This is a genomic window from Flexivirga lutea (genome assembly GCF_054778955.1).
In genome coordinates this window covers 103,688-122,463 of record NZ_BAAGZB010000002.1, presented here as the reverse complement: position 1 = coordinate 122,463, position 18,776 = coordinate 103,688, and the positions used below count along the sequence as shown (strand labels likewise).

The following is an 18,776-nucleotide window of genomic DNA, read 5'->3' as shown; positions in this document are numbered from 1 at the left end:
GGGAGTGACGCGAATGTTGTTGTGCACATTCGTCACCCCTGGGGTTTTCCAGGCAACGTCGGCGGCTTGTTGCGCTCGGCGGTCTTCGCCGCAAACGGCAGCTGCGGGACGACCACGCCGCCATGATGCTGGTCCCGGCCGTGCTGTGTTATACGCCGCCGAGAGAGCGGGGACGTTCGTCCCTACGACTGCGGCGCAGGGCAGACCAGAGTGATCACTGGAAACCAGCCATGAGAGGAAACCAGCAATGAGTGACAAGAAGCGCGTCGTCGTCGGAGTCGACGGATCGGCGGACGGAGACAAGGCGGTGCTCTGGGCGGCCGATTACGCCGAGCAGATCGGCGCGGATCTCGTCCTGGTGACCGCGTGGCAGTGGCCGTCGTCGTATGGCTCTCCCGTCGTCTGGCCGGACTTCAGGCCCGACGAGGAGGCACGAACCGTCCTCCAGAAGGTCAAGGCGAACGTCCCGCAAGGGCACGCCGTGGTCGAGGCCGCGGTGTACGAGGGCCGGGCCGGAAGGGTGCTGGTCGAGGCGGCGAAGCACGCGGCGGCGCTGGTCGTCGGTAGCCAGGGCCACGGTGCCGTGGCGGAGGCGTTGCTCGGGTCAGTGAGTGCTTACTGCGTCCGGCACGCGCACTGCCCGGTCGTCGTAGTCAGGTGACGGCGGGAGGACGGCGGAGGTCTACCGCTCAGCGAGCTGGGTGTGTCGTCCGCCGTCCGCCGGCATCGGCAGTACGACCACTGGACAAGCCGCCATTCGTGAGCAGTACTCGCTCGTCGATCCGAGCGCCGCGTGGCGGACCGAGCCGACGCCGTGGCTGCCGATGACGAGCAGGCTCGCATGCTCGGACCGGGTCACCAGGACCTCCTCCGGGTTGCCCGTCTCGATCTCCTCACAGATCAGGGGGCTGTCGGCCAGGCCGGCGCAGGCCTGCTGGACGACGCGCGCCTGGAGTTCCTCCGCGGCGTGACGAGTGCCGACGCCGTTCGAACCGGTCCGCCATACAGTGACGGCTTCGATGGCGCAGTCGCGCAGAGCAGCCTCGTCGATGGCCCAGCGCATCGCCCTGAGCGAGCCCGCTGACCCATCGACACCGACGACGATGACGCGGCTGTGGTGCTCGGTCGGCATGTCCGTCTCCCTTCCTGTTCAGCGCCGGAGCGCGGACTGTTCCTTGAGGAACTCGTCCAGGTCGATCTGTCCCCGTGCGAGACGCAGTCGCAACTCACGCTCTGCCTCGGAGAAAGGTTCCTGCGAGCGGTCCCGGTAGGTCATCTGGATCAGCATGACTGTGCACACGAGGAGCGCGACACCGACCACGATCCCGCAAATCGCCATCCACGTGCCGGCGCCGTGAACGCCGCCTGCCCAACCCATCATTACGAACCTCCTGCTGAACGGTTTGTGATCAGTCTGGGCCTCGGATGCCGATCGCCACAGGGTCGAAGGTCCTGACGTGCCCATAGCCGTTCCTGAGGGGGTTGAGAAGTTTCGCCCCGAGGATTGAACGAAGCTCCGGAAAGGAATCCACCATGATCGCCGCTCTTCGCAATGCACGTCGGGTCTGAATCGCCCCGGCATGTCCGGAGACTCCAGTTGTTGGGAAGGTTGGAGTCATGCCAGGGAACACGACGAAGAGGTATCCGGCGGAGTTGAAGTCGCGCGCGGTGCGGATGGTCGCCGAACGACCTGTTGAGGAGACCGAGTGGGCGGCGATGCGGCGGATCGCGCCGCTGCTGGGTATCGGGACACCGGAGACGCTGCGTAAGTGGGTGCGCCATGCGGAGGTCGATGCCGGTGCCCGCGTCGGTACTACGGCGTCCGAGTCGGAGGAGTTGCGCAAGTTGCGGCGGGAGAACGCTGATCTGCGTCGGGCGAACTCGATCTTGAAGGCGGCGTCGGCTTTCTTCGCGGCCGAGCTCGACCGGCCACACGGCTGATTGTGGACTTCATTCGGGCTCACGCCGATCGGCGTGAGCCCGGATCTGGTTTGCGGTGGGGTGTCGAGCCGATCTGTGCCGTGCTGACCCAGCACGGGATGAAGATCGTCCCATCGACCTACTACGAACTGGTGAACCGTCCCGTCACTTCCTCTGAGTGGCGAGAAGCGTTCTTGATCAACAAGATTCACGACGTGTACGAGGAGAACTACCGGGTGTACGGGGCCAGGAAGGTGTGGCTTCAACTCAACCGTGAGGGTTGGCGGGTGGCCCGGTGCACGGTGGAACGGCTGATGCGCGGCGAGGGGTTGGCCGGTGCGGTGCGTGGGAAGGTCAAGCGCACCACGGTGGCCGATCCGGCCGATCAGCGACCCGATGACCTGGTGGGCCGCCGGTTCGCACCGTGCGCGCCGGACAAGTTGTGGGTTGCCGATTTCACGTACGTATCGACGTGGTCGGGGTGGGTGTACGTGGCGTTCGTTGTCGACGCGTACGCGCGCCGGATCCTGGGCTGGAGCGTGTCGTCGTCGATGACCACGGACTTCGTGCTGCACGCGTTCGAGCAGGCCGTCTGGACTCGAAACCGTTACGGCACAGCGATTTCACCGATCTCATCCATCATAACGACAGAGGAAGTCAGGGCGGATTCAACCGGTCGTCGCAACACCGGCTTGTTCGATGGAGCGTAACTGCTCGGCGAAGACCTCAGCGGGTGTCTTCCAGTCGAGGACTTTCCGGGGCCGGTTGTTGAGCGTGTGAGCGACAGCCTCGAGGTCTTGTGCGGTCCACCTGGACAGGTCCGTGCCCTTCGGGAAGTACTGCCGCAGTAACCCGTTGGTGTTCTCGTTCGTGGGCCGCTGCCACGGGGAGTGCGGGTCAGCGAAGAACACTTTCGTGCCCGTGTCGAGGGTGAACGCAGCGTGCGCGGACAACTCCTTGCCGCGGTCCCAGGTGATCGTCTTGCGCAGCTGTTCGGGGATCCGCGTGATCGAGGCCGTCAACGCCGCGGCCATGGCCTCGGCACCGTACCCGGCTAACGCGGGACCGTGCTTCGTGCGGGGTTGCTGCCCGTACCCGTCCAACCGTGGCAAATGCACCAGGATGGTCGCGCGGCTGGAGCGCTCAACGAGGGTGCCGATCGCGGAACGATTCGTCCCGATGATCAGATCACCCTCCAAGTGCCCCGGAACAGCCCGATCAGCGGCCTCGGGCGGACGCTGGGAGATCACGACGTTGGCAGTGACGTGACCTTGCGGCTTGTTGCGTGACCTGGCCCGTGGTTTACGTAACGCACGGCCGGTACGCAACGCGGCGACGAGTTCACGCTTGAGCGCTCCGCGGCCTTCGATGTACAGCAACTGGTAGATCGCTTCGTGACTGATCCGCATGGATTCATCATCCGGGAACTCGATCGGGAGCCGGTGCGAGATCTGCTCCGGGCTCCACGCGGTCGACCACTTCCGGTCCTGACGGTGCGGTTTGTTCCGCCCCTGCCAAGCCGGCGTATCGGGACCGTCAACGACCGTCCCGTCAGGACCGGTTACTCGGCCGTTGAGACGGTTCTGCACGTAGTCATGCAACACGGTGTTGGTGACAAGTTTCGCGGTCTTCGGGCGACGGGCCATCAGTTCGGCTTTCCACTGCGCGACCGATGCCCGATACTCCAGCTTCCCGCCACGAGTGGCCGCATTTCGGCGCAGCTCGCGAGAGATCGTCGACGGGTCGCGTCCCAGTCGACGCGCGATCTCGCGCACACCGTTGCCTTGGGCTTTCAGCAGTGCGATCTCCTCGCGCTCGGCGAACGATAGGTACCGGCCGCCGGGTTCGGTCAGCGTGATCGTGGGCATGCCGCCACCGTGCCGGAACCACCGGTTGCCCACAGCGGGCGACACGCCCACCGACGCAGCGGCGTCCTCGGACGATGCACCCGCCGCAATCTGCCGCCAGAACTCGCGCTCGATCCCACGCCTCGTGCTCGGATGCCCCGGCGACATCATCGGATTCCGCCCCGTCAACTCCTTCAACCATCCTGCTGGACGTCCCATCAACACTCCCAACGTCAGGGTGTTGCGACGACCGGTTGAATTCGCCCAGTACACGTCGATCCGGTTCGGCGAAGCCCTCGCTGAAGCGGGTGTCGCGGGATCGTTTGGGACTACTGGCGATTCGTACGACAACGCTCTTGCAGAGACGATCAACGGGTTGTACAAGACCGAGCTGATCAAGCCTCGCAAGCCGTGGAAGAGCGTCGACGACGTCGAGTACGCGACCGCCGAGTGGGTCGACTGGTTCAACCACCGCCGCCTGTACGAGTACTGCGGCGACATCCCACCCGCGGAGCTCGAGGCCGCGTACTACGCTCGATTCACGGCCCCACAACCAGTGGAGTTGACCGTTTGAGGCAGTCTCCCGACACTCCGGGGCGATTCACATCGTGGTCGGCTTGCTCCTCGTTCCACCGGCGCTGGTCAAGGTCGGTACCACGGGGTGGCGCATCGTGCGGTACTACGCAGGCGACACGGCATACCGGCGAACCGGCCCACCACAGTTGATGATGCGGATCCTCGGCCCGTTGGTCGTCTTCTTCACCCTGGCCGTGCTGGCGACCGGGATCCTCATCGGAGTGCAAGGGCCGGCCGAGCGGCACAGTGCCTTGCTCGGCGTGCCAGTGACGGCGTTGTTCCTGCACAAGGCCACGTTCTTCGCGTGGCTCGCGGTGATGACGATCCACGTGCTCGGCCGCACGATCCGTGCCGCCAAAGTCGTCGCGGGCCGGGAGCGGCGGCGAGTCGCAGGTGGGGCGGCCCGTTTCGCCGTCCTTGCCGGTATGGCGGTTTGCAGCGTCGGCCTCGCGATGTTGCTCGCCGGGCCGTGGATCAGCGCGTGGCAGCAGCACGGTCCGCGGTTCCACCAGTAGGCCAGCAGGAGAACGGGTCCGGCACCGATGCGCCGAACCCGTTGTCGCGCAGTGACACCGCGCCGGTTCAGGTCCGCCGTAGCGCCGAGCAGTCACCCGGGATGCCTGGGTCGGGTCCACCGGGTTCCGCGGGCATACTGGCGACGACGCGACGGTGTGGGACATTGGAGGTCAGCTGTGGGTGAAAACGACACGGGCGAGGTAACGGCGAGTCTGGGGTCGACGGTGATCGCCCACAGTTGCCGCACGGTCTTTCTTGAGGGCAATCACAATTTTCGATCTCCGACACCGACATGGACTGCTTGTCCCGGACGCGATTGAAAACGGTGTGCCCCTGGAAGGGCGTGGCATCGTATTACACCGTCTCCAACGGGGAGGAGACGAGCAAGAACGCTGCGTGGATCTACCTGCATCCTTCGCCCCTGGCTCGGAAGATCAAGGACCACGTCGCATTTGCTGGGAGCGTGCGCGTGTACCCGGCGGGACCGCCGGTCGTCGGTCACTGAGCGGAGGGTGGCGCGCGCCAACGTCGTCGACGTAGCACGGGAGCCCGCTGCGGGCTATTGCTGGAGCCGGTGACAGGAGTCGAACCCGCGACATCTTCATTACAAGTGAAGCGCTCTACCAACTGAGCTACACCGGCATGCTTGCCGGGCGTGCGCCCGGCGAGCGGCCCAATGCTACCCATGGGCCGGGCCATCGCACGAATCCAGCGTGGCCCGTGGCGGGGTGCTGCCAGACTGTATGACGTGACGATGCATGCAGACGAATACCAAGCAGACCGCAGCCGCTACAACTCGATGACCTATCGGCGTTGTGGGACAAGCGGATTGGACCTGCCCGCCCTGTCGCTGGGGCTGTGGCACAACTTCGGCGACGACGTGCCGCTGGACCGGCAACGCGCGATCCTGCGGCGGGCCTTCGACCGCGGTGTCACCCACTTCGACCTGGCCAACAATTACGGCCCGCCCTACGGCTCGGCGGAGCGCAACTTCGGCACGATCTTCGCCCAGGACTTCAAGCGCTACCGCGACGAGCTGATCCTGTCGACGAAGGCGGGCTACGACATGTGGCCGGGGCCGTACGGCCAGGGCGGCGGCTCACGCAAGTACGTTCTCGCGTCGCTGGACCAGTCGCTGCAGCGGATGGGCGTGGACTACGTCGACATCTTCTACAGCCACCGTTTCGACGACACGACGCCGCTCGCGGAGACGCTCGGCGCACTCGACACGGCGGTCCGTCAGGGCAAGGCGCTGTATGTCGGGATCTCGTCATACAGCGGTGAGCGCACGCGCGAGGCGGTCAAGATCCTGCGCGAGATGGGCACGCCGCTGCTGATCCACCAGCCGTCATACTCGATGCTCAACCGGTGGGTCGAGGACGACCTGCTCGATGTGCTGGCTGTGAACGGCATCGGCTGCATCGCCTTCTCGCCGCTGGCGCAGGGCATGTTGACGTCGAAGTACCTCAAGGGTGTCCCGGAGGGTTCGCGCGCGACGCAGGGCAAGTCGCTCGACCCGAAACTGCTCACCGAGGAGACCGTCAAACACTTGCAGGCGCTCAATCGGATCGCCAAGAAGCGTGGTCAGACGCTGGCGCAGCTCGCGCTGTCCTGGGTGCTGCGTGACAAGCGGGTCACGTCGGTGCTGGTCGGTGCCTCCAGCGTCGAGCAGCTCGACGACAACCTCGGTGCGCTGAGCAACCTGAAGTTCAGCGACGACGAACTGAAGAAGATCGACCGGCACGCCGTCGAATCGGGCATCAACCTCTGGGCGAAGTCCTCCAACAGCTGATCGCGGGACCTCGAGACGCTCGTTCCTCGACCACCGCATGGCGACGGGCCGAGGCCAGGTTAGTGGACGAGAAGGGGACGCCCGCGAGACGACGACCAGCGCAGTACCGGTGCACCGCGAGCTTGCGAGCGGAAGCCGGTACTGCGCTGCGAGGAGTGGAGTCAGACGACTCAGCGCGGCGGCATCCGCAAGGCGCCGTCGAGGCGGATGACCTCGCCGTTGAGCATCGGGTTGTCGACGATGTGCCCGACGAGCGAGGCGTATTCCTCCGGCCGGCCCAGCCGCGAGGGGTGCGGCACCTGCGCCTCGAGCACCGACTTCACGTCGTTCGGCAGTCCCGCAAGCATCGGGGTCTCGAAGGTGCCCGGGGCGATCGTCACCACACGGATTCCCTTGTCCGCCAGGTCTCGCGCGGCGCTCAGGGTCAGTCCGACGATGCCGGCCTTGGACGAGGCGTATGCCGCCTGGCCGATCTGACCGTCATACGCGGCGATCGAGGCGGTCATCGTGATGACGCCGCGGTCGCCGTCGACCGGGTCGTTGCCGACCATCTGCTCGGCCGCCAGGCGCAGCACGTTGAAGGTGCCGACGAGGTTGATCTGCACGACCTTGCTGAACGCCTCCAGCGGCAGCACACCACGCTTGCTGAGGACCCGTCCGGGAGTCGCGACGCCCGCGCAGTTGACGACGATGCGGAGCGTGCCGAGCGCGGCCGCAGCGTCGATCGCCGCCTTGACCTGCTCCTCGTCGGTCACATCGGCCGGGACGAACTTCGCTCTGTCCCCGAGGGATCCGGCCACCTCCGCACCCTTGGACGACGGCAGGTCGAGGATGACGACGGATGCGCCGTCGGCATACAGCTTGCGCGCGGTGGCCTCACCGAGGCCGGAGCCGGCACCGGTGACCAGTGCAACCGTGGTGGAGTCGATCTTCATCGTGCGGAACCCTTTCCTTCGGTGAGTTCGCGCAGCACGTGCCGCGAGATCACCAGTCGTTGGATCTGATTGGTGCCCTCGAAGATCTGGGTGACCTTCGCCTCGCGCAGGAAGCGCTCGGCCGGGAAGTCCTGGGTGTAGCCGGCGCCGCCGAGCACCTGCACCGCGTCGGTCGTGACCCGCATCGCGGCGTCGGTGGCGACCAGCTTGGCGACCGCCGCCTGCTTGGAGAAGGCGCGGCCCGCGTCCTTCAGCCGCGCCGCGTGCAGGTAGGTCGCGCGCGCGGACGTGACGGCGGCTTCCATGTCGGCGATCAGGAACGCCAAACCCTCGAAGCTCCCGATCGGCTGCCCGAACTGCCGGCGTTGCGAGGCGTATGACGCCGCGAGGTCCAGGGCGGACTGCGCCAAACCGGTGGCGGCCGCGGCGATGCCCAGGCGTCCGGCGTCGAGTGCGGCCAGGGCGATCTGCATGCCCTGACCCCGCTCGCCGATCATCCGGTCGGGTGCGACCACCACCTTGTCGAAGTGCACCTCGGCCACCGGGTCGGCGGCGAGGCCCATCTTCCGTTCCGGCGCGCCGAAACCGAGCCCTTCGGCGTCGGCAGGCACGACGAAGCAGGAGATGCCCTTGCCGCCGGTGTCGTCGGTGCGGGCGAAGGTCGTGTAGTAGTCGGCGTGGGCCGCGTGCGAGATCCAGCTCTTGGTGCCGCTCAACGTGGCGCTGCCGTCATCGGCGAGTGCCGCCCGGGTGCGCATCGACGCGATGTCCGATCCTGCTTCGCGTTCGGACAGGCAGTAGCCGCCCAGGGTTTCGCCGCCCAGGATGTCGGGCAGCAGCGCCGCGCGTTGGTCGTCGGTGGCGAAGCGGTCGACCGGGTATGCCGTCAGCGAGTGCACGGACACCCCGATCGCGACGCTCATCCAGGCGATCGCGAGCTCCTCGATCACCTGCAGATAGACCTCGTAGGGCTGGGCGCCGCCGCCGAACTCCTCGGGGTAGGGCAGCGACAGCAGTCCGGCGCGCCCGAGCGTGCGGAAGCTATCGCGCGGCGGTGTGGCGGTGCGTTCCGCCTCGTCGACGTGTGGGGTCAGTTCGCGTGCGGCGATCTCGCGGGTGAGCTCGATCAGGTCCGCCGCATCTGCCGTGGGAAGGATGCGTTCGACCGGCATGTCTGGGAGCGTAATGCGCGTCACATTCGATGCGGCAGGCGGGTTGGAAGCTGCAAGTTTTACGGTCTACGATGAAAGCAACAACAAAATCTTCTATCGATGACGAAGGATGTGACTGAAATGAGCGTCTTCCCGAAGGTGATCGTGGAGCAGGCCCACAGCAGCGCCTGGGCGCTGACCCGCGCAACCGCCGCCACGATGAACCCCGCCAACCCGGCGGACTCGTCCCTGGAGAAGGCTGCCGACACGCTGCGCGGCCGCGGCTTCGACGTCGTCGGCCACGAATCCGGTCACCTCGACTCCGCGGCGCTGTCCGGCGCCGACGTCCTCGTCATCGACCACCCGGCCGCCCGGGGAGCGGAGAAGACCACCGGCGACCTGCCCCCGGTGCTGGAGCCTGCCGAGCTCGACACGATCGTCGACTTCGTCGAGCAGGGTGGCGGCCTCGTGGTCCTGGCCGAGTGCGACCAGGACGTCTACGGCAACAACCTCAACGAGCTGCTCGCCCGCTTCGGACTGCACGTGACCAGCACCACCGTGCACGAGTCGGCCGAGGGCGGCCGCCGCTTCCACGACAATGCCACCTGGGTCCTCGCGCAGGTCGAGGGCGGTCTCGGGCAGGGCCTGCTGGCCGGTGTCGACGAGCTGTGTTTCTACCGGGCCGGCGTCATCGACGTCTCGGGGGCGCCGCAGGCTCAGGTCCTCGCACGCACCAGCGGATCGGCATACCCGGCTCGCCAGCCGCTGGCCGTCGCCCTCGAGCACGGTGCCGGCCGTGTCGTGGTGCTCGCCGACTCTGATCTCGTCGGTGACGACTCGATCGACGAGCTGGACCACCGCCGCTTCTGGTCCAACCTGGTCACCTGGGCCAGCGCCGCACGCAAGCCGGCCGGGACGATCAGCTCCATCGGCTCCGGCGTCGACCGCAGCCCGGAGTGGCTGTCCCTCAAGGAGGCCGTCTGCGAGCTGCGCGAGATGCAGGGCAAGGACGGCTCCATCGAGGACACCGCCAAGCAAGCGCGTGCCGCCGAGCTCGTGCAGACCATGAGGACCGAGATCGCGGCGCTGGCACCGCGATTCCCGCACGACGCGGACTACCTGGCCCAACTTCCGCTGGACCTGGCGAAGTGGGTCGACGGTGGCTTCGCCGAACCTGACTTCCTCGACTCGCTGATGAAGTTCCGCCCGGATCTGTGTCGCGAGGACGGCATCGAGCACCTGGTCGTCTTCCCGATGTACACCCAGAACGGCAACCTCGACCGCGTCTTCGAGGCGCTGCTGATCTCGGTGCAGTGGCCCGACTGGCTGGCCGAGCTGGAACAGACCTACGACAACAAGATGTTCCTGGCGGTCAACTTCATCGACTTCACGCCGGGTTACGACACCAACTCTGCGGTGCTCTTCCCGGAAACCGTTGCGGTCCGCGAGGTTCCGAAGTTCAGCTGGGGTGCGATCTTCTGCGACCGCGAAGGCGCCCGCTTCCGTCGCGTCGTGTCGGCGGCGGCCGAGCTGCTCTCCCTGCAGCTGCCGCCGGACGCCGAGCGGCTGGTCGCCTCACAGGAGCTGGTGCAGTCGACCTTCGCGATGTGGGACATGATCCACGACCGCACGCACAGCCATGGCGACCTGCCGTTCGACCCCTTCATGATCAAGCAGCGGATGCCCTTCTGGATGTACGCCCTGGAGGAGCTGCGGTGCGACCTCAACACCTTCCGGCAGGCGGTCAAGCTGGAGGACGAGGGGCAGCCCTACGCCCGATTCGTCCAGCTGGCAATCCTTTTCGACCGGTTGTTCCGCTTCCCGATCACCGGTGACCGGCACCGCAACTACGACGGGCTGGGCGGTCAGCTGATGTTCGGCTACCTGCACAAGCACGACGCGCTGCACTGGACCGACAACAAGCTGTCCTTCGACTGGCGGCGGGTGCCGGAGGTCGTCGTGCAGCTGTGCGACGAGGTGGAGACGCTCTACCGCAGCGGCATCGACCGGTCACGTGTCGGGCACTGGCTGGCGTCGCACGAGTTCGTCGCCACGTATGTCGTGCCCAACCCCGGTTCGACCTGGGCCAAGGGCGCCGACGCGTTGCCGTTCGACGGCACCAAGACCAAGGCCCTCAACGACCTGGCGCTCGACGACGAGTTCCCGCTCAACGTGTTCTACGAGGCGCTGGCCAAGAAGATGAAGAGTGTCATCGAGTCGACCTCGGGCATCACCGCGTCCAGCCCGGACCCGATCATTGCGGCGTGATGACCCCACGCGGCCGTGGAACCGTCCCGGGCACTGGACCGAGAGGACCCCGAACCCATCCACGGGACCCGCAATTCTGCCCGAATTTGGGGGCCGTTCGTGCCGGTTCGGGTCCTCTCGATCGAAGGGGAGTGGCCTGATCGCCGACCTGGCCAAATCCGCCCCACCCCACGAAGTTTCCCCCCGTTGCGCTCCGTCGAATCCTTCGCGGGGACCCCGGATGTGAAGGACCACAGTGAACATTGAGTTGACCGATTCCGTCGTTGTCGTCACCGGCGCGGCGGGCGACCAGGGTCGTCCCACGTCCGCGGCGTTCGCCGCGGCCGGTGCGACGGTCGTCGCTGCAGGCCGCGACGCCGACCGGCTTGCCGAGGTCGTCGCGCTCGACCCGCAACACATCGTGCCGTCGGTGGTCGACCTGACCGACGAGCAGGCGACCCACGACTGGGCGCAGACACTGCTGGCCGAGCACGGGCGGATCGACGGCCTGATGCACCTGGTCGGCGGCTGGCGCGGTGGCAAGGGCATCGTCGAGAGCGACCTCGCCGACTGGGACGTGTTGCACGCCAGCCTGATCCGGACCCTCCAGCACGTCACCCGGGCCCTGCACGACCCGATCCTGCGGTCACCGCACGGTCGGATCGCGATCATCTCCTCGACCGGGCTGGACAAGCCGCGTGCGACCAATGCGGCATACCTGACGGCGAAGGCCGGCGCGGAGATGTGGCTGCGGGCCGTGGCCGACTCCTACAAGGAGTCGCAGGCCGCAGCCGCCATCGGCCGGATCATGGCATTGGTGACACCGCAGATGCAGGCCGAGAAGCCCGAGGGTTACCGGAAGTTCACGCCGGTCGCTGACATCGCCGACTGGCTGGTCGCGCTCTACGACCGCCCTGCCGACGAGGTCAACGGCCTGATTGAGACGATTACCCGGTGAACGCTCCCGACAGTTTCCCCGCGCCGTTGCACGACCCGACCCAGCGCGGCTTCGCCAGCGACAACTACTCCGGGGTCCACCCGGAGATCCTCGCCGCGATCGTCCGAGCGAACGGGGGCCACCAGGTCTCCTACGGCGAGGACGTCTACACCGATCGGTTGCAGGAGGTCTTCGCCGAGCACTTCGGGCCCGGCGTGGAGGCGTTCCCGGTCTTCAACGGCACGGGGGCCAACGTGGTTGCGCTGCAGGCGGTGACCGAGCGCTGGGAAGCGGTGATCTGCACCAGCACGGCGCACATCCACGTCGACGAGTGCGCCGCGCCGGAGCGGATGGGCGGCCTCAAGCTGATGGTCGTGCCGACGCCCGACGGCAAACTCACGCCCGAGCTGATCGCCACGGTCTCGCTGGGCCGCGGCGACGAGCACCACGCCCAGCCGCGCGTCGTGTCCATCACCCAGACCACCGAACTGGGGACGGCATACACCGCCCCGGAGATCCGCGCGATCGCCGAGCACGCCCACGCCCACGACATGGTGCTGCACGTCGACGGCTCCCGGTTGTCGAATGCCGCTGCCAGCCTTGGTGTTTCGTTTCGGGAGATGATCACCGACACCGGCGTCGACATCGTCTCGTTCGGGGGCACCAAGAACGGCCTGCTCGTCGGCGAGGCGGTGCTGGTGCTCAACGCCGATGTCGTCGACGGGATGAAGTTCCTGCGCAAGCAGTCGATGCAACTCGCCTCGAAGATGCGCTTCATCTCCGCCCAGCTCATCGCGCTGCTGTCCGGCGACCTCTACCTGCGCAACGCCGGTCACGCCAACGCCATGGCCCAACGTCTGGTCGAGGGTGTGCGTGACCTGCCGGGACTGACGGTGCCGCTGCCGGTGCAGGCCAACGGCGTCTTCCCGATCCTGCCGGTCGAGGTGTCGCAACGACTGATGGAGAAGTTCCGCTTCTACTTCTGGGACGAGGCCACCGGCCAGGTGCGCTGGATGTGCTCCTTCGACACGACCGAGTCCGACGTCGACGCCTTCATCGCGGCGATCCGCGCGGAACTGCACTGATTGCTCCGCGGCCGGCGGCGTCAGTGGGTCTCGGTGACCTTGTGCAGACCGCGCGGATGGTCGGGGTCGTAGCCCCGGGACAGGGCCATCAACCGGGCCAGTTGCTGCAACGGGACGATCTGGGCGATCGGTGCGAGTTGCTCCGGCATACCGGAGGGCAGCGTGATGCGCGGCGCCGACTCCGGTGCCACGCCGGCCGGCCCGACGACGCACACGTCGGCCCCACGGTCGCGCAGTGAGGTGAGCACCGGCTGCAGTGCGGTGCCGCCGCGTCCCTCGGGCACGACGGCGACGACGGGACGGTCTTCGTCGATCATCGCCAGCGGCCCGTGCATCAGGTCCGCGCCGGAGAAGGCGTGACCCGACAGATAGCAGGTCTCCATCACCTTCAGCGCGGCCTCCCGGGCGGTCGGGTAGCCGAACCCGCGGGAGGTCGTGACCAGCTTGTCGACGAATCGATACCGCGATGCGACGTCGAGCACCGCTGGTATGTCGAGTGATTCGGACACCCACCCCGGCAGCGGCGCGGCGGCGGCGACGTCTCCACCAACCCACGTCTCGACCAGCAGCCAGAGCCACAACAGGCTCGCGGTGTACGTCTTGGTGGCCGCCACCGCCTTCTCCTCGCCGGCGTCCAGGTGCACCGCGATCTCCGCAGCGTCCTGGAGGACCGACGACGCGGTGTTGGTCAGGCTGATCGTGAGCGCGCCCGCCGCCCGGGCGGCACGGGTGGAGTCGGCCAGATCCGGTGAGCCACCGGACTGACTCACCGCGATCCAGGCGACACCGTCGAGGCGTGGCGACTCCCGGTAGATGGTGTATGCCGACGTCGACACCAACCCGGCCGGCAGGCCGAGCCGGGTCTCGACCAGGTATTTGGCGTAGAGCGCGGCGTGGTCCGACGTGCCGCGCGCGACGAGGAGAACGGTGTGCGGGTCGTGGGCGCGCAACCGTTGCACCACCGGCCCCAGCGCATCGTGCTGCGCGGCCAGGATGCGTTGCAGCATCGCCGGCTGCTCGGCGATCTCGGCTGCCATCAGCGCACCACGTTGGTCGGTCAGCTGATCATTCATGGACGTCGGCTCCTGCCGTGACGGGTTGCAGCTGTGGACGTTTCGCGGTGCGGTCGTCGCCGGAGCTGACGTGCTTGAGGCGGCGCTCCACCCAAGGCACGAGGTGCGTGCGCGCCCACGCGGCGTGTCCCTGCGCGGCCTTCCGGCGGGTCAGGGCGGGTGCGGGCGGCAACGGCACGGTCCAGTCCCGGGCACCGTCCCGCAGACCGAGGGTCCAGGCGGCCTGTTCGGCGACGCGCTGGTGGCCGAGGGTCGACAGGTGCAGCCGGTCCGGTGCCCACATGCGCACGTCGCGCAGCGAGCGCAACGTCCAGGTGTCCAGGACGTACGCGCCGTGACGTTGGGCGATGCCCCAGACGTTCGCGGTGTGTATGGCGACCCGGCGGCCGATCACCTTCAGCACCGGTGCCCAGGTCGGATCGCAACTGGTGGCCATCAGCACGTCGGCGCCGGCGTCCCGGATCCGCGCGACCGTCGCCTCGAGTTCGTCGGCCAGCGCGTCGAGGTCCGCGTGCGGACGCAGGCAGTCGTTGCCGCCGGCGACGATGCTGACCAGGTCCGGTCGGAGCGCCAGTGCGGCATCGGTCTGCGGGCCGGTCACGTCGGCCAGCAGCTTTCCCCGGATCGCCAGGTTGGCGTAGCCGAACGGCATACCCGCAGCGGCGTTCTCCGCGGCGAGCACGGCCGCGAGCCGGTCGGCCCAGCCGACATACGCGTCGTCGTCGGTGGGTGAGGGGTCGACCATCCCCTCGGTGAACGAGTCGCCGATGGCGACGTAGCGCTGCCAGTGGCGCGGCCCGGCGTTCACGGCAGACTCCAGTCGATGGGCTCGGCGCCTTGTTCCACCAACAGCTTGTTGGCCCGGCTGAACGGGCGGGACCCGAAGAAGCCCGAATGTGCCGACAGCGGCGACGGATGTGGGCTGGTGACATGGGGCACCGCGCCGAGGTGCGGTGCCAGCCCGCGTGCGTCGCGTCCCCACAGGATCGCCACCAGCGGGCCGCCGCGCGCGACCAGGCCGTTGATGGCCGCCGCCGTCACGTGTTCCCAGCCCTTGCCGCGATGACTCGCCGGACTGCCGGGCCGCACCGTGAGCACCCTGTTGAGCAGCAGCACACCGCGGTCGGCCCACGGCGACAGGTCCCCGGTGGTCGGCCGCGCGCAACCGACGTCGTGGGTCAGCTCCTGGAAGATGTTCTGCAGGCTGCGGGGGATCGGTGACACCTCCGGCGCCACCGCGAACGACAAACCGACCGCGTGCCCCGGGGTCGGGTACGGGTCCTGGCCGACGATGAGCACGCGTACCTCGTCCAGCGGACGCTCGAAGGCGCGCAGCACCTTGTCGCCGCTGGGCAGATAGCCGTGCCCGGACGCCAGCTCCGAGCGCAGGAAATCACCGCACGACGTCACCGTGTCGGCGACCGGTTGCAACACCGGGAGCCAGGACGGATGCACGAGTTGTCCGAGGGGGAGCACCGTCATGACGACAACTTAACCGGGCGGCCGGAGGGGCCAGGTCCGCCCCATAGACTTCTCGGGTGCACCGTTTCACCGAAGACACCGCAGAGCTCGGCCGGGCGATCCTGAGGTATGCCGCCGAGCGGCTCTCGCTGGACCCGGTGCCGCTGGACAACACCCGGACCGTCGAGGAACTGGATGCCGTGGCGGGCCGTGCCATCTCGCCGGAGGGCATCGGCGGTCAGTCGGCGCTGCGGCTCTTCGAGGAGGAGCTCGCGCTCGCCTGCCTGTCGATCGACCACCCCCGCTACTTGTCCTTCATCCCGTGCGCACCGACCCGTGAGGCGGCGATGTTCGACCTGGTCGTCGGCGCATCGTCGATCTACGCCGGGTCCTGGCTGGAAGGCGCCGGGGCCGTGTATGCCGAGAACCAGGCGCTGCGCTGGATCGCGGACCTCGCCGGGATGCCCGAGGGCGCCGGTGGCGGTTTCGTGCAGGGCGGCACGATCGGCAACCTGTCCGCGCTGGTCGCGGCCCGGGCGACGGCGCGCGCCAACGCCTCCCGCACCCGGGACGACGCGCGTCCGTTCCGGGTCGCGGCGACCGCTGGGTCGCACTCGTCGATCGCGTCGGCGTGCGAGGTCATGGACGCCGAACTCGTCCCGGTGCCGACCGACGACCAGCTGCGGCTCACCGGGCCGGCGCTGCGCGAGGTGCTGCTGCGGGAAGGGCCCGAGTCCTTCTTCGCCGTCGTCGCGACCGCCGGCACCACCAACCTGGGCATCATCGACGATCTGGAGTCGGTGGCCGCGGTGTGCCAGGAGTTCGGCATCTGGTTCCACGTCGACGGCGCGTACGGCGGAGCCGGCCTGGCCGCGCCGAGCGTGCGCGACCGTTACCGCGGTGTCGAGCTGTGCGACTCCTTCATCGTCGACCCGCACAAGTGGCTCTTCGCGCCGTTCGACTGCTGCGCGCTGCTCTACCGCGAACCCGCGCTGGCCCGGGCCGCGCACACCCAGCACGCGTCATACCTCGACGTCCTGAACGAAGCACCGGACTGGAACCCCACCGACTACTCGGTCGGGCTCACCCGCCGGGCCCGTGGGCTGCCGTTCTGGTTCTCGCTGGTGGCCAACGGCACCGACGCCTACACCGAGGCCATCGAGCACACGCTGCAGGTGGCGCGCTTCGCCGCCGAGCAGATCAAGGAACGTCCCGAGTTCGAGCTGGTCCGTGAGCCGGACCTGTCCGTGGTGGCGTTCCGCCGGGTGGGCTGGAGCGCACCGGATTACCAGCGCTGGTCCGACGGGCTGCTGCAGCGGCAGGAGGGTTTCGTGGTGCCCAGCGCGCACGACGGCGAGACGATCGCGCGATTCGCGATCGTCAATCCGAACACCACCCGTGAGGACATCAGCGCGATCCTGGACTCGATGCGCTGAGGGCTGCCGCACCGCAGGCAACTCCAGTCACATCTGTCACGACATGCCGACCACGGTGCTTGCCGGAATGACATCGATGTGATTTACCGCCTATCATCGTTCTCGGACATGCGCTGGCGAGCTGAGAGGACTTTCACATGGGCGCCGCAGAGCAGCAGGTGATGCCGTCGGACGACTCCGAACTCAGTGAGCGTGATGCCGCGATCCTGTCGTTCGAGCGCAATTGGTGGAAGCTCCAGGGCGCCAAGGAGCAGGCCATCCGCGAGACGTTCAACATGAGCTCGACCCGCTACTACCAGGTGCTCAACGCCGTCATCGACACCCCGGCCGCCCTGCGCTACGACCCGATGCTGGTCAAGCGGCTGCAGCGGCTGCGGGCCGGCCGGATGCGCCAGCGCACCGCCCGCCGCCTCGGCTTCGAGCTGGACTGAGTGCTCTGACGTCGCTCCAGGATCGGGCGAGTAGGTCGCTACTGTCGCGACTTACTCGCCCGTTTTCGCGGATCTGGGCGAATAAGTCGCGACAGTAGCGACTTGGCGTCGGTCGTTGAGGTTTGCCCGTGTCCGGGCGGTGTCAGCGGGTCCGGGCGTCGGCCTGGCGGCGTAGCTCGCGCCGGGCCAGCGACGCCTTGTGCACCTCGTCCGGGCCGTCGGCGAAGCGCAGCGTGCGGATGCCGGCATACGCCCGTGCGAGCGGGAAGTCCTGCGACAGGCCTGCGGCGCCGTACAACTGGATCGCCTTGTCCAGGATCCACTGCACGGTCTGCGGCGTCGCGATCTTGATCGCCTGGATCTCGGTGTGCGCACCCCGGTTGCCCACCGTGTCCATCAGCCAGGCGGTCTTGAGCACCAGCAGCCGCAACTGCTCGATCCGCACCCGCGCCTCGGCGATCCAATCCCGTATGACGCCCTGCTCCGACAGCGGCGTGCCGAAGGTGGTGCGGGCGTCGGCGCGCTCGCACATCAACTCGATGGCCTTCTCCGCCAGTCCGATCGAGCGCATGCAGTGGTGGATGCGACCCGGGCCCAGCCGGGCCTGCGCGATGGCGAAGCCCATCCCCTCGCCGGCGATCAGATTGCTCGCCGGGACACGGACGTCGTGCAGCTCCAACTCGGCGTGACCACCGTGGTCGTGGTCGTCGTACCCGAAGACCTCCATGCCCCGCTTGATCACCAGGCCGGGGGTGTCGCGGGCGACCAGGATCTGCGACTGCTGCCGGTGCCGCTCCGCGCTCGGGTCGGTCTTGCCCATCACGATGAAGATCTTGGCATCGGGGTTCATCGCACCGGTGATCCACCACTTGCGCCCGTTGAGCACGTACTCGTCGCCGTCGCGGTCGATCCGGGTGGCGATGTTGGTGGCGTCGGACGAGGCGACATCTGGCTCGGTCATTGCGAACGATGAGCGGATCTCACCGCGCAGCAACGGTTTCAGCCACTGCTCCTGCTGCTCGGGACTGCCGAACTCGCTCAGCACCTCCATGTTGCCGGTGTCCGGCGCCGCGCAGTTGAGTGCCGCCGGTGCCAGGAACGACCGTCCGGTGATCTCGGCGAGCGGGGCGTACTGCAGGTTGGTCAGCCCGGCGCCCTTGTCGCCGGGCAGGAAGAGGTTCCACAAGCCAGCCGTACGAGCCTTGTCCTGCAGTTCCTGGAAGACCGGCACGCGGCTCCATGCCCACGGGTCGTCCGATGCCGCCAGTTGCTCCTCGAAGACCGGCTCGGCCAGCGTCACTTCGGCGTCCAGGAAGTCACGGACGCGGGCTCGCAGATCCTCGGTCGTCGGGTCGAAGCCGAAATCCAT

The 18,776-nt window shown here is 67.7% G+C and carries 18 protein-coding genes, 1 tRNA gene and 2 pseudogenes; 11 read left to right on the top strand and 10 right to left on the bottom strand.

What is annotated here, in order from left to right; all coding sequences use genetic code 11:
* Positions 1 to 247 precede the first annotated feature (247 nt).
* A complete protein-coding gene (locus ACYVBN_RS06985; protein WP_460599893.1) occupies positions 248 to 661 on the top strand; it encodes a universal stress protein in 414 nt (137 codons plus the stop codon).
* A gap of 21 nt (positions 662 to 682) precedes the next feature.
* Here the strand turns inward: ACYVBN_RS06985 and ACYVBN_RS06980 are convergent, their stop codons facing one another.
* Together ACYVBN_RS06980 and ACYVBN_RS06975 are read right to left on the bottom strand one after the other, a co-directional pair.
* The gene (locus ACYVBN_RS06980) at positions 683 to 1,132 is read right to left on the bottom strand and encodes a universal stress protein (protein WP_460599892.1); all 450 of its coding nucleotides are present in this window, start codon (positions 1,130 to 1,132) and stop codon (positions 683 to 685) included.
* A gap of 18 nt (positions 1,133 to 1,150) precedes the next feature.
* Positions 1,151 to 1,381 (bottom strand): SHOCT domain-containing protein, encoded by a 231-nt coding sequence (locus ACYVBN_RS06975; protein WP_460599891.1) that lies wholly within the window; start codon positions 1,379 to 1,381, stop codon positions 1,151 to 1,153.
* 236 nt (positions 1,382 to 1,617) lie between these two features.
* Between ACYVBN_RS06975 and ACYVBN_RS06970 the strand changes: the two are divergent.
* Positions 1,618 to 2,581, top strand: a pseudogene (locus ACYVBN_RS06970) (IS3 family transposase); the annotation flags it as partial.
* A gap of 7 nt (positions 2,582 to 2,588) precedes the next feature.
* On the opposite strand, the gene ACYVBN_RS06965 reads toward ACYVBN_RS06970, so the two are convergent.
* Entirely contained in the window at positions 2,589 to 3,986 is a 1,398-nt protein-coding gene (locus ACYVBN_RS06965) for an IS30 family transposase (RefSeq protein WP_460599890.1), read from the bottom strand.
* A 43-nt stretch (positions 3,987 to 4,029) separates the two neighbouring features.
* On the opposite strand from ACYVBN_RS06965, the pseudogene ACYVBN_RS06960 reads away from it, so the two are divergent.
* The 3 genes and pseudogenes from ACYVBN_RS06960 to ACYVBN_RS06950 all read left to right on the top strand — a co-directional run.
* A pseudogene (locus tag ACYVBN_RS06960) lies at positions 4,030 to 4,341 on the top strand (integrase core domain-containing protein); the annotation flags it as partial.
* A gap of 43 nt (positions 4,342 to 4,384) precedes the next feature.
* The gene (locus ACYVBN_RS06955; protein ID WP_460599889.1) at positions 4,385 to 4,858 is read left to right on the top strand and encodes a hypothetical protein; all 474 of its coding nucleotides are present in this window, start codon (positions 4,385 to 4,387) and stop codon (positions 4,856 to 4,858) included.
* Positions 4,859 to 5,136: 278 nt separating this feature from the next.
* Positions 5,137 to 5,364, top strand: coding sequence for a DUF427 domain-containing protein (locus ACYVBN_RS06950; protein ID WP_460600825.1), 228 nt, complete (start codon positions 5,137 to 5,139; stop codon positions 5,362 to 5,364).
* 61 nt (positions 5,365 to 5,425) lie between these two features.
* On the opposite strand, the gene ACYVBN_RS06945 is transcribed toward ACYVBN_RS06950, so the two are convergent.
* Positions 5,426 to 5,501: transfer RNA gene (locus tag ACYVBN_RS06945), tRNA-Thr, on the bottom strand.
* 112 nt (positions 5,502 to 5,613) lie between these two features.
* Here ACYVBN_RS06945 and mgrA point away from each other — a divergent pair.
* Positions 5,614 to 6,651, top strand: coding sequence for an aldo-keto reductase family protein (gene mgrA / locus ACYVBN_RS06940; protein WP_460600824.1), 1,038 nt, complete (start codon positions 5,614 to 5,616; stop codon positions 6,649 to 6,651).
* A gap of 170 nt (positions 6,652 to 6,821) precedes the next feature.
* On the opposite strand, the gene ACYVBN_RS06935 is transcribed toward mgrA, so the two are convergent.
* Together ACYVBN_RS06935 and ACYVBN_RS06930 are read right to left on the bottom strand one after the other, a co-directional pair.
* Positions 6,822 to 7,586, bottom strand: coding sequence for a Rossmann-fold NAD(P)-binding domain-containing protein (locus ACYVBN_RS06935; RefSeq protein ID WP_460599888.1), 765 nt, complete (start codon positions 7,584 to 7,586; stop codon positions 6,822 to 6,824).
* Positions 7,583 to 8,758: an acyl-CoA dehydrogenase family protein gene (locus ACYVBN_RS06930; RefSeq protein ID WP_460599887.1), complete on the bottom strand. Its 1,176-nt coding sequence runs from the start codon at positions 8,756 to 8,758 to the stop codon at positions 7,583 to 7,585. Before ACYVBN_RS06930 ends, ACYVBN_RS06935 begins: the two co-directional genes overlap by 4 nt.
* A gap of 120 nt (positions 8,759 to 8,878) precedes the next feature.
* Here ACYVBN_RS06930 and ACYVBN_RS06925 point away from each other — a divergent pair, with 120 nt between their 5' ends.
* The 3 genes from ACYVBN_RS06925 to ACYVBN_RS06915 all read left to right on the top strand — a co-directional run bounded on the left by ACYVBN_RS06925 (position 8,879) and on the right by ACYVBN_RS06915 (position 13,006).
* Positions 8,879 to 11,005: a DUF6421 family protein gene (locus ACYVBN_RS06925; protein ID WP_460599886.1), complete on the top strand. Its 2,127-nt coding sequence runs from the start codon at positions 8,879 to 8,881 to the stop codon at positions 11,003 to 11,005.
* A gap of 235 nt (positions 11,006 to 11,240) precedes the next feature.
* Positions 11,241 to 11,942 carry an SDR family oxidoreductase gene (locus ACYVBN_RS06920; RefSeq protein WP_460599885.1) on the top strand — a complete coding sequence of 234 codons (702 nt, stop codon included), beginning with the start codon at positions 11,241 to 11,243 and terminating at the stop codon, positions 11,940 to 11,942.
* Positions 11,939 to 13,006 (top strand): threonine aldolase family protein, encoded by a 1,068-nt coding sequence (locus tag ACYVBN_RS06915; RefSeq protein WP_460599884.1) that lies wholly within the window; start codon positions 11,939 to 11,941, stop codon positions 13,004 to 13,006. The genes ACYVBN_RS06920 and ACYVBN_RS06915 overlap by 4 nt, the downstream gene beginning before the upstream one ends.
* Positions 13,007 to 13,026: 20 nt before the next feature.
* On the opposite strand, the gene ACYVBN_RS06910 is transcribed toward ACYVBN_RS06915, so the two are convergent.
* From ACYVBN_RS06910 to ACYVBN_RS06900, 3 genes are read right to left on the bottom strand one after another with little or no spacing between them, the layout of a single operon-like run.
* The gene (locus tag ACYVBN_RS06910) at positions 13,027 to 14,079 is read right to left on the bottom strand and encodes an SIS domain-containing protein (protein WP_460599883.1); all 1,053 of its coding nucleotides are present in this window, start codon (positions 14,077 to 14,079) and stop codon (positions 13,027 to 13,029) included.
* Positions 14,072 to 14,887 carry an SGNH/GDSL hydrolase family protein gene (locus tag ACYVBN_RS06905; RefSeq protein ID WP_460599882.1) on the bottom strand — a complete coding sequence of 272 codons (816 nt, stop codon included), beginning with the start codon at positions 14,885 to 14,887 and terminating at the stop codon, positions 14,072 to 14,074. The genes ACYVBN_RS06910 and ACYVBN_RS06905 overlap by 8 nt, the downstream gene beginning before the upstream one ends.
* A complete protein-coding gene (locus ACYVBN_RS06900) occupies positions 14,884 to 15,561 on the bottom strand; it encodes a uracil-DNA glycosylase (RefSeq protein ID WP_460599881.1) in 678 nt (225 codons plus the stop codon). The genes ACYVBN_RS06905 and ACYVBN_RS06900 overlap by 4 nt, the downstream gene beginning before the upstream one ends.
* A 56-nt stretch (positions 15,562 to 15,617) precedes the next feature.
* On the opposite strand from ACYVBN_RS06900, the gene ACYVBN_RS06895 reads away from it, so the two are divergent.
* Both ACYVBN_RS06895 and ACYVBN_RS06890 read left to right on the top strand, forming a co-directional pair.
* A complete protein-coding gene (locus ACYVBN_RS06895) occupies positions 15,618 to 16,976 on the top strand; it encodes a pyridoxal phosphate-dependent decarboxylase family protein (RefSeq protein WP_440282863.1) in 1,359 nt (452 codons plus the stop codon).
* A gap of 137 nt (positions 16,977 to 17,113) precedes the next feature.
* Positions 17,114 to 17,407 carry a DUF3263 domain-containing protein gene (locus ACYVBN_RS06890; protein WP_440282864.1) on the top strand — a complete coding sequence of 98 codons (294 nt, stop codon included), beginning with the start codon at positions 17,114 to 17,116 and terminating at the stop codon, positions 17,405 to 17,407.
* A 142-nt stretch (positions 17,408 to 17,549) separates the two neighbouring features.
* On the opposite strand, the gene ACYVBN_RS06885 is transcribed toward ACYVBN_RS06890, so the two are convergent.
* Positions 17,550 to 18,776 (bottom strand): acyl-CoA dehydrogenase family protein, encoded by a 1,227-nt coding sequence (locus ACYVBN_RS06885; RefSeq protein WP_460600823.1) that lies wholly within the window; start codon positions 18,774 to 18,776, stop codon positions 17,550 to 17,552.